This window comes from Cytophagia bacterium CHB2 (assembly GCA_030263535.1).
GTDB lineage: Bacteria > Zhuqueibacterota > Zhuqueibacteria > Zhuqueibacterales > Zhuqueibacteraceae > Coneutiohabitans.
Genome location: SZPB01000286.1, coordinates 1 through 8,527, shown reverse-complemented (window position 1 = coordinate 8,527; position 8,527 = coordinate 1). Strand labels below are relative to the sequence as shown.

Below are 8,527 nucleotides of genomic sequence, written 5' to 3'. Positions count from 1 at the left end.
GGCATTGTTCGGCATCACGCCGGATCTCACCTGTTTGGGTAAAGTTATCGGCGGCGGTTTTCCATGCGCCGCATTCGGCGGCAAGCGCGAGATCATGCAGAAGCTCGCGCCGCTCGGGCCGGTTTATCAAGCCGGAACCCTCTCCGGAAATCCCGTGGCCATGGCAGCGGGCGCTGCAACGCTGCGTTTGCTGGAGCAAAACGCTGCCTATAAAAAACTCAATCAGCATTCCCAGCATTTGACTGAAGGCCTTGCCCGGTTGAGCAAAAAATATTCTCTTCCGCTGCAAGTTGCGCAAGCCGGCGGCATGCTGGGCATGTTTTTCGCGCCTCGCCCGGTGCATAATTATGACGAGGCTCGCACTGCGGACACGAAACGCTACGCGCGCTTTTTCCATGAGATGTTGAATCGCGGTTTTTATTTTGCGCCTTCACAATTCGAAGCGGCGTTTGTCTCGCTGGCGCATACCCCGGGACAGATTGAAGAGACGCTTGTTGCTGCCAGCGAGGTGTTTGCGTTGTTGGCCAGCGCAGCAGAGTGAGGCCGCCTTCTGTCCGCAAATGGCAAAACCGCCCGGGCGGTTAGTCATGGAATGCGTGCAAGTCAATCAACAAATTATTCTTTCATTACAAACTGCCCGTGCGGTGGCCTTTCCGGGCCGACTATTGATGACACAAAAAAACAAGATCGGCATTCTGCTGGCGCAATTGGGCACGCCCGATGCGCCAACTCCCAAAGCTCTGCGCCGTTACTTGCGCCAATTTTTGGGGGATCCCCGCGTGATCGAATTGAATCGCGTGGTGTGGTGGCTTATTTTGAATTTGATCGTGCTCGTGGTGCGGCCCCGCAAATCGGCGCGCTTATATCAAAAAATCTGGACGCCCAACGGTTCGCCGCTGCTGGTGACCAGCCAGGCACAAGCCGAGAAACTCGAGCGCGCTCTCAATCAGGAACATGGCGATCGCTTCAAAGTCGTGCTCGGCATGCGCTACGGCAATCCCTCCATCCCCTCCGCATTGGAAACGCTTTGCCGGGAAGCGCCGGAAGGCATTTTGGTTTTTCCGATGTACCCGCAATACGCCGGCGCCACCACGGCCTCGACTTATGATGAAGTCTACAAATATCTTCCCAAGCGGCGCTATGTGCCGGCGCTGCGCATGGTGCGGCCTTATTTTGAGCATCCCGCCTACATTCGCGCGCTGGCGGACTCGGTACGCGAGAGTTTGCAACAGCTCGACTGGCAGCCGGAGAAAACCGTGCTCAGCTTTCATGGCATTCCGAAACGTTATGCTGACATGGGCGATCCTTACCCGCAGCATTGTGAAGCTACAGTACGCGCTTTGGCGCACGAACTCGGCTGGCAAAACGGCGAATATGTAATGTCTTTTCAGTCACGCTTCGGCAACGAAGTTTGGCTGCAGCCTTACACCGATGAAACGCTGGCAGAATTGGGAAGACAAAAGCTCAAGCGCATTGCTGCACTGTGCCCGGGTTTTGTCACCGATTGTCTGGAAACTATCGACGAAATCGGCGAGATCGGACAGGAACAATTTCGCCATGCCGGCGGCGAACGTCTCCATCTCATTCCGTGCCTCAATGACAGCGAGCGTTGGATTCAAGCGATGAAAACCATCGTTTTGGAAGAAAGCGCAGGATGGCTGTGATCGCACAATTTTTAGCGAATGATTATTTCAAGCCGGGGTAGCTGTATTTTCGGTTATAATCAGTACTTCTGAAAATGAACTGCAGAACTGCACTGAAGCAAAAAAACAAAAGCGTATCTCGAAACTTTGAGATGCGCTCTTGCTTTTTTACCGGCTTAGCAATCGTTGCGGTTGGAGTTTCTCCGCATTCAACATTTTTGTCTGCCTCATTTTCATTCAGGTCAACTGACCTTATTTCGCGAACAACATGCGTTTGGTCAATACCTGTTCGCCGAAGCGCAATCGATAGAAATACACGCCGGTTGCCAAAGTCGATGCATCGAAGTTGACTTCATGCCGTCCGGCGCGCATCGCTTGATCGACTAACACGATGACTTGCTGGCCCATGGCATTGAAAATCGTGAGCTGGGCTGCGCCGTCTTCGGGCAGCTCGAACGCAATCGTAGTAATCGGATTGAACGGGTTGGGATAATTCTGCTCCAGGCTGAATTGCCGCGGCGTTTCGCCGGACTCCGCGACCTCCGTCACAACTCTCGTGCGGAAACGCCAGACGGTCGACCAGTCACTCTTGCCGATGGCATTGCTGGCGCGCACCCGCCAGAAATAAAACCTGTCGCCTTGCAGCTCGCTGATCTGATAAGAGGTGTCAGCAATGCCCGCCATATCGAATGCCATTGCGGCAGAATCGAATAACGAAGTGCTTGCAACTTGCAGATGATATAACTCAGCTCCCGGCGCCGCCTTCCAGGAAAAGGTGGGCTGGGTGGGAATATCACGCAAGTTGTTCGACGGTTCAGCCAACAAAACGGTTGCCGGGAAACCGGCGGTGAAGCTGAAAACTTGCGACGGGAAACTCGTTCCGCCGGGATTGCTCGCACTTACCTGCCAGAAATATTTTGTCTGTCCTTTCAGCCCGCTGATGGTTTTGAACGTATCCACCAAACCGGTTTCATTCACCAGCAATTCCGAAGCAAATGTCGAATCCGTCGCAACCTGCAAATTAAAGGACGCCGCGTTCAGCGAATAATGCCAGCTCAAAGTTACGCTGGATTGGCCTTCGATTGCGCCATTCACCGGCATGGCCAGTATTGGCGACAGCGGCGGAAAAACCTGAATCACATTGCTGATCCCGCTTTCATTGGAATTGTGATCGAGCGCTGTCGCCACATAATAATGCGGGCCATTGCCGGTGGGCGTTTTAGGTGTCGCAGCTTTGTCGCCGGTGATCGCAACGATTCTACTGGGATCCTCCAGGGCGAGTGGATTGATGTTGAGCGTGGTAAAATGATAAATGACATAGCGTGCAGCCGTGTCGCCGTCGCCGGCAACTGCCGGCCCATCCCATTGCAGCGCCGCCGGCCCGCCGGAGGCTAGGCGTTCGTAACGCAGATTTTGTGGTGCATTGGGCGCTACCGCATCTTTCCACGCCATTACCGGCGACAGCGCCGGATGGCGAAAGAGATCCGTGCGCAAACTGTCGGCAAAGCCCTTGGCATTGTCCCGGAAAAACAGCGCGCGAAACATGATGCTGCCTTGCACGTTGGCATTGGCGCGATTGGCACGCACCTGCCGCGGAATTTCGTTCTGCGGCCAATCCACGGCGCGATAAATTGCCTGGCCCGGATAAAAATGACGCTGGTTGCGCTGCGTGCCCCACCAGGGCATGAGCTTGCCGTAATCCTGGCCGCCGCCAAAGGGCCAGTAGAGTTGCGGGGTGATGTAATCGACAATCTGCCGCTGCAACCAGGTTACGGCGTCGCAATAGATCGTGCTGTAAGCGTCCAGGCCGGTGATGCCGGAAGGCACGCCGTTTTTCCAGATGCCGAACGGACTCATACCGAACTTTACATAAGGCTTCACCGCTTGAATGCTGTCATGAATCGTTTGAATGAGCAGATTGACATTGTCGCGCCGCCAATCGCCGAGATTTGTAAAACCCCGGCTGTAATTGGCGAAGGTGGCCGCGTCTTGATTACCCATTTGATTGGGGGGATAGGGATAGAAATAATCGTCGAAGTGCACGCCGTCAACATCATAGCGGCTCACCACATCCATCACCACATTGGTGATATGCTGGCGCGCTTGCGGCAGGCCGGGATCGAGAATTTTGATCGTGCTGATTTGAATCACCCAATCCGGGTGCTGTACCGACACATGTTGAGGGTCATTGGGATAGTTGCCAACTTGCCGCGAAACGCGGTAGGGATTGAACCAGGCATGCAGTTCCATGCCGCGTTTGTGCGCTTCCGCAATGGCAAATTCGAGTGGATCATAATACGGATTGGGCGGTCGCCCCTGCTGCCCGGTGAGCCAGTAGGACCACGGTTCGAGGGTTGAGGCATACATGGCATCTGCTTCCGAGCGGACTTGAAAAATGACAGCATTGACGTTGTGCGCTTGTAACTCATTTAACAAGCGCACCAAATCGGCGCGCTGGGCAGCAGGCGCTTGGTCTGGCGAAGCCGGCCAATCGAGATTGATGACAGTAGCGATCCAGGCGCCGCGAAATTCGCGCTTGGGCGGGAGGGACTGCGCGAACGCCGAAACAGAAGTTGTCAGAAATAGAATTGTGCCAAGCAGTAGCGATTTTTTCATAACACCTCTCAAGAGTTCAAGTTCTCAAGCCAATGTCGCGCCGGCTGCTGCAGAAATTCTTCCAGCGCAATGCCATCCGGGCCGACCAGCAAGGTCTTGGCCGGCGCAAATGCCCGCTGAAACGCAGTCATACCCTCAAAATGTCGCCGCCGTCCACTTTTAACCTCGATGCCAAGCAGACGCTCTCCCTGCCGCAGCACAAAATCGACTTCGTGTCTGTGATTGCGCCAGTAATAAATTTCAACGCCCGTGCCCAGCGCGCTATTGACCAGATGCGCGCCTACCGCTGTCTCCACCAAACGTCCCCAGCGTGCGGCATCCTGCCGCCAAGCGGCAAAACCAACGCCAGCCGTGCCGGTTAGCAAAGCATTATTCAAAACCAGCCATTTCGGACTGGAGGCGCGCCGGCGCAAAGGCGTGCCTTGCCACTTTTGCAGGCCTTTGATCAACCCGGCGCCTTCGAGCAGATGTTGATAATGCGCCAACGTCGTCGTGTTGCCGGCATCCAGAAGTTGTCCCAACAGTTTTTGATAAGACACGATCTGCCCGGAATATTCGGCAGCCATGACGAAAAGCTGCCGCAACAGCGCCGGTTTTTCGATGCGGGTGAGCAGCAAAATGTCCTTGCTCAAAGTGGTTTCGATCAACGACTCGCGCACATATTGCGCCCAACGCTGCTCATCCCTGATCAAGGTCGCAGCGCCGGGATATCCGCCGAAGTACAAATACTGATCGAGATTCCAGCCAAATGCCGCCTGACATTCGGGCCAGGACCAATGTGTGGCATGCAATTGTTCGAAGCGGCCGGCCAGGCTTTCGGTCAATCCTGCTTGCATGAGCAGCGCGGCAGAACCTAAAATGACAACGCGAATATCACGCCCCGCGAGGGTGTCTTCGTCCTAGCAGCGTTTGACCGTTTCCGACCAGCGCGTGATTTTCTGTACTTCATCCAAAACCAGCAGTACGGGTTGGCCCGTTTGCGTCTGAAGTTGTGCGAGTTGCCACTGCTGCTCAATCCAAAGTTGGTCCGGCGGCGCGGTCAAATCAGCGGAGCCATAATGCGATGCGCCCTGCCAGTTTAGCAACACTTGCTGCACAACGGTGGTTTTGCCGACTTGCCGCGGGCCGGTGAGAACCTGGATAAATCGTCGCGGCTCGCGTAATCTTGCCAGAAGTGTGCCGGCGATAGGCCTTTGATAATCAGAAGGATGCATGATGGCTTAAAAATTTACTCAATGGTCTGAGCAAAAATAGGCAGATTGCCACGCAAAAGCAAGCGGCTAAATTTACCAACAAAAAGGGCGCGGGGAATGCCCTCGCGCCCTTTTCGAAAAGCGATTGGCTTCTGTGTGTCTCGCTATTTCCAATCAGGTCAACTGACTAGTCACTTCTACAAAAATCTTCCGAATACAGGTTTTGTGTTGTAGTGACCGGTCAGTGCCAATTGTCCTTATTTCAACAACATCATGCTCTTCGTAAACACCTGCTTGTCAGCATACAGCCGGTAGTGATAAACTCCAGAAGCAAGGCCGTCGGTCTCGAACATGACTTCGTGGCGGCCGGGCGGCATGACTTTATTCACCAGCGTTTTCACCTCGCGTCCCATGTTGTCATAGACTTTCAGCTTGACGATGGCAAACTGCGAAAGCGAGTAGGCAATCGTGGTGTTCGGATTGAAGGGATTGGGGTAGTTCTGGAAAAGCTCGTACTTTCCCGGAACGCTGGAAATCGGCTTATCATCAACTGAAACTGCACCCTTGACAAAACGCATCAGCCGGCTACCGTCGAAGCTGACCGCGTAGGCCGTGTCGCCAGTGACGCTGAATGCGACATTACGCGGGCCATTGCCGATAACCGCACCAGACGAGTTTACAATCTCCGGCATGGAAACGATGGAATACTCAGACGTTTTGAAATTGAAAACATACAATCCATTCGCGGAGTTGTCGACCGGCGTGCTAGCCCGATCCACTGAAACCCACAGCGTGCTGTCAATCGGATGCCAGTTCATCGTCTGGCGGTTCGTCCTCATGATCAACTCGCCCTGGTCGTTGGTGTAAATGCTGTCGGTTTTGGCATAGTTGATGAAATCAGTTGTCGTCCAAAGATAAAGCGGGCCGCCGTTTGAACCAAGATCCGAGGTGATGATCGTTGTCGCATCGGCCGTGATGCCGAGGCCGCGGCCAAATCCTGGCGGGCTTTGAAGTATAACTTGTTGCGATGCAGTAAATGTAAAAGGATCAATGACACTGATCGGATTGAAGCCGACCACCAAGCCAGTCCAAATAAATCCGTCTCTATCAACCATGGGTCCCAAAACACTGCCGGTGGCAATGAACTGGTTCGTCGCTTGCCCGGTTGCCGGGTCCAGGAGGAATATTCGCGAAGCGCGAGCATAGACAATGTTTCCATCATTGTCCATTACCATACCGCGGCAATTGTTGGTGGCAAACGAGTCGGTACCCACCTTGACCTGCTGGATCGGTGAAATCGGATCCTCGGTGCCGTCGGGATTAATTACTCGCAAGCGCGCGGCGGTACTGAAGTTTCCAATCCAGATACGATTTCGTCTATCGACGGCAATGCCGTGCCCGCCACTGACCAGTGTATCGGCGCCAATAAAATCCGTGAAGGCATAGGGTGAAGCGCCGGTAAATTTCCATTTGCCGATGGGAAGAATTTCGATGGTACGAAAAGCTTCCACCGTACCATCCGCAAAGACAGCGATCAAACCCAGCTTTTGGCTGCCCTGGTTATTCGCGGGCGTGACAAAGCCCGAGGCAAGAACAACTGCAGATTTGCCCGCATCCGTGGTGAAGTCACCTTCATAAGAACCAACCAGGGTTGCACTGTCATTGCCGGGCCTGACATCATACGTATACATCCCGGGATCCACGGAAATATAGCCCGAGCTTTGGCTGTAACCCAAATCATCAACAAACGGCGTGGTGCTGCCAACCGTAAAAAAATCCAGCCCGGAAAGCGGGCCATCGGTATTGCCGTTGTTCACGAAAAATTCCACTTTGGTGGGATCGCTCGCAGCTTCGCGCGCGTTGGGCACGGCAAAGACAGAGATCAGGATGTCACGGTTCGCCGGATCCGGATTTTCATACCTGCCTAAATTCACTTGCAAGATGCCATTGATCACGCACACGTACGTGCCGCCGCCGGTAAAAGCCACGCTGACTTCAGCGACAATTGAATCCGGATTGGTGGGATGCGTGAGAATGATGGGGGCATCACCGGACGGTACATCTACAAACGCAGTCGCGGTCCGAAACGTGAATTGATCCACGTACAGCGAATCGCCCACATAAAGATCGATCGGCCGGGTGTCAATATCGCCGGAGTTGTGAATGAATTGCACTCGGGCATTTTGCGCTAGCGCCGGCAAGGTCAGCAGGCTCATGAGCAAAAAAATCAAACTGCTTTTCTTAGCAACTGTCTTCATCGGAAACCTCCATTCGCGTTTTTGGAGTTCAATTGGATATTTACTGGATGTTTCGAAACGATGCTGCTTTCAAATTCTCATAGGCTGCTCCTCTAAAATAGATTTTGCGCACGGATAAAATCAGGTCATCGCGCCAAACACAAGACTGCCGGCCCTCGCCGCTTCACTTGACAAAGGGCCGGCGAAACTTATCGAGCATTAAATTGCCGGAGTCATACTTGGACACAATGGCTCTCGGCTGCAGGTTGATTTGTGGAGTCCAAGTCTTCGCTTACTAACTCAAATCTAACGGCGCCCGTAATAGGGCGCGCCTGGTTTTCCAACGTCGATTTTGATCAGATTCGACGTGTTGCTCAATTGCTGGATGGCAAAAAGCAAATTCCCTTCCCCCCACGACATAGCATAAACCGTGGGCGCAACCAGGCCGGGATACAACACCTCATGGCTGCCATCGGGGCGCAAGACAAACGTGCCCTCGGGATGATTCGTGCCTAGGTACATTTCGCCATCCGCAGAGAACGTCAAGCTGAGCACGTCTCCGCCCACGAGCCAGGGCGCCGCAGCAATATCCAAAACGACCTCTTTCGCGCCGAGGGTTTCGCCCTGGATTTGGCTGCGCCAGATTTTGGCTTCACCGGTAGCGGCGTTCTTGCCGGCGGCGTACACATAGCCTTCGTAAACTCGCAGTGTTGCCAGCGTGACCGGATAGGAGTCGGCTCTGGCCGTGGTTTTGTCCGGTTTGACGAGATAAATGTCGGTGTCAACAGTCACCCAAATATTGCTGTTGGCATCGAAATCCAAATCTTGCGGAACACCG

General features: G+C 53.9%; 4 protein-coding genes and 1 pseudogene. 2 read left to right on the top strand and 3 right to left on the bottom strand.

Features of this window, described 5'->3' with window-relative positions:
* The coding region (locus tag FBQ85_22090; GenBank protein ID MDL1877831.1) for an aminotransferase class III-fold pyridoxal phosphate-dependent enzyme at window positions 1–541 on the top strand (541 nt) is incomplete at its 5' end.
* Window positions 542–668: 127 nt separating this feature from the next.
* A complete protein-coding gene (locus FBQ85_22085) occupies window positions 669–1,664 on the top strand; it encodes a ferrochelatase (GenBank protein ID MDL1877830.1) in 996 nt (331 codons plus the stop codon).
* 231 nt (window positions 1,665–1,895) lie between these two features.
* Here FBQ85_22085 and FBQ85_22080 read toward each other — a convergent pair whose 3' ends face one another.
* From FBQ85_22080 to FBQ85_22070, 3 genes and pseudogenes are all read right to left on the bottom strand, one after another.
* Window positions 1,896–4,259 carry a T9SS type A sorting domain-containing protein gene (locus FBQ85_22080; protein MDL1877829.1) on the bottom strand — a complete coding sequence of 788 codons (2,364 nt, stop codon included), beginning with the start codon at window positions 4,257–4,259 and terminating at the stop codon, window positions 1,896–1,898.
* Window positions 4,260–4,267: 8 nt separating this feature from the next.
* Window positions 4,268–5,473: pseudogene (locus FBQ85_22075) on the bottom strand (ATP-binding protein).
* A 236-nt stretch (window positions 5,474–5,709) separates the two neighbouring features.
* Window positions 5,710–7,710: a T9SS type A sorting domain-containing protein gene (locus FBQ85_22070; GenBank protein ID MDL1877828.1), complete on the bottom strand. Its 2,001-nt coding sequence runs from the start codon at window positions 7,708–7,710 to the stop codon at window positions 5,710–5,712.
* Between the last annotated feature and the right edge of the window lie 817 nt (window positions 7,711–8,527).

Coding starts and splice junctions, on each gene's coding strand:
- FBQ85_22085 (MDL1877830.1), top strand. CDS start 669: ATGACACAAAAAAACAAGATCGGCATTCTGCTGGCGCAATTGGGCACG.
- FBQ85_22080 (MDL1877829.1), bottom strand. CDS start 4,259: ATGAAAAAATCGCTACTGCTTGGCACAATTCTATTTCTGACAACTTCT.
- FBQ85_22070 (MDL1877828.1), bottom strand. CDS start 7,710: ATGAAGACAGTTGCTAAGAAAAGCAGTTTGATTTTTTTGCTCATGAGC.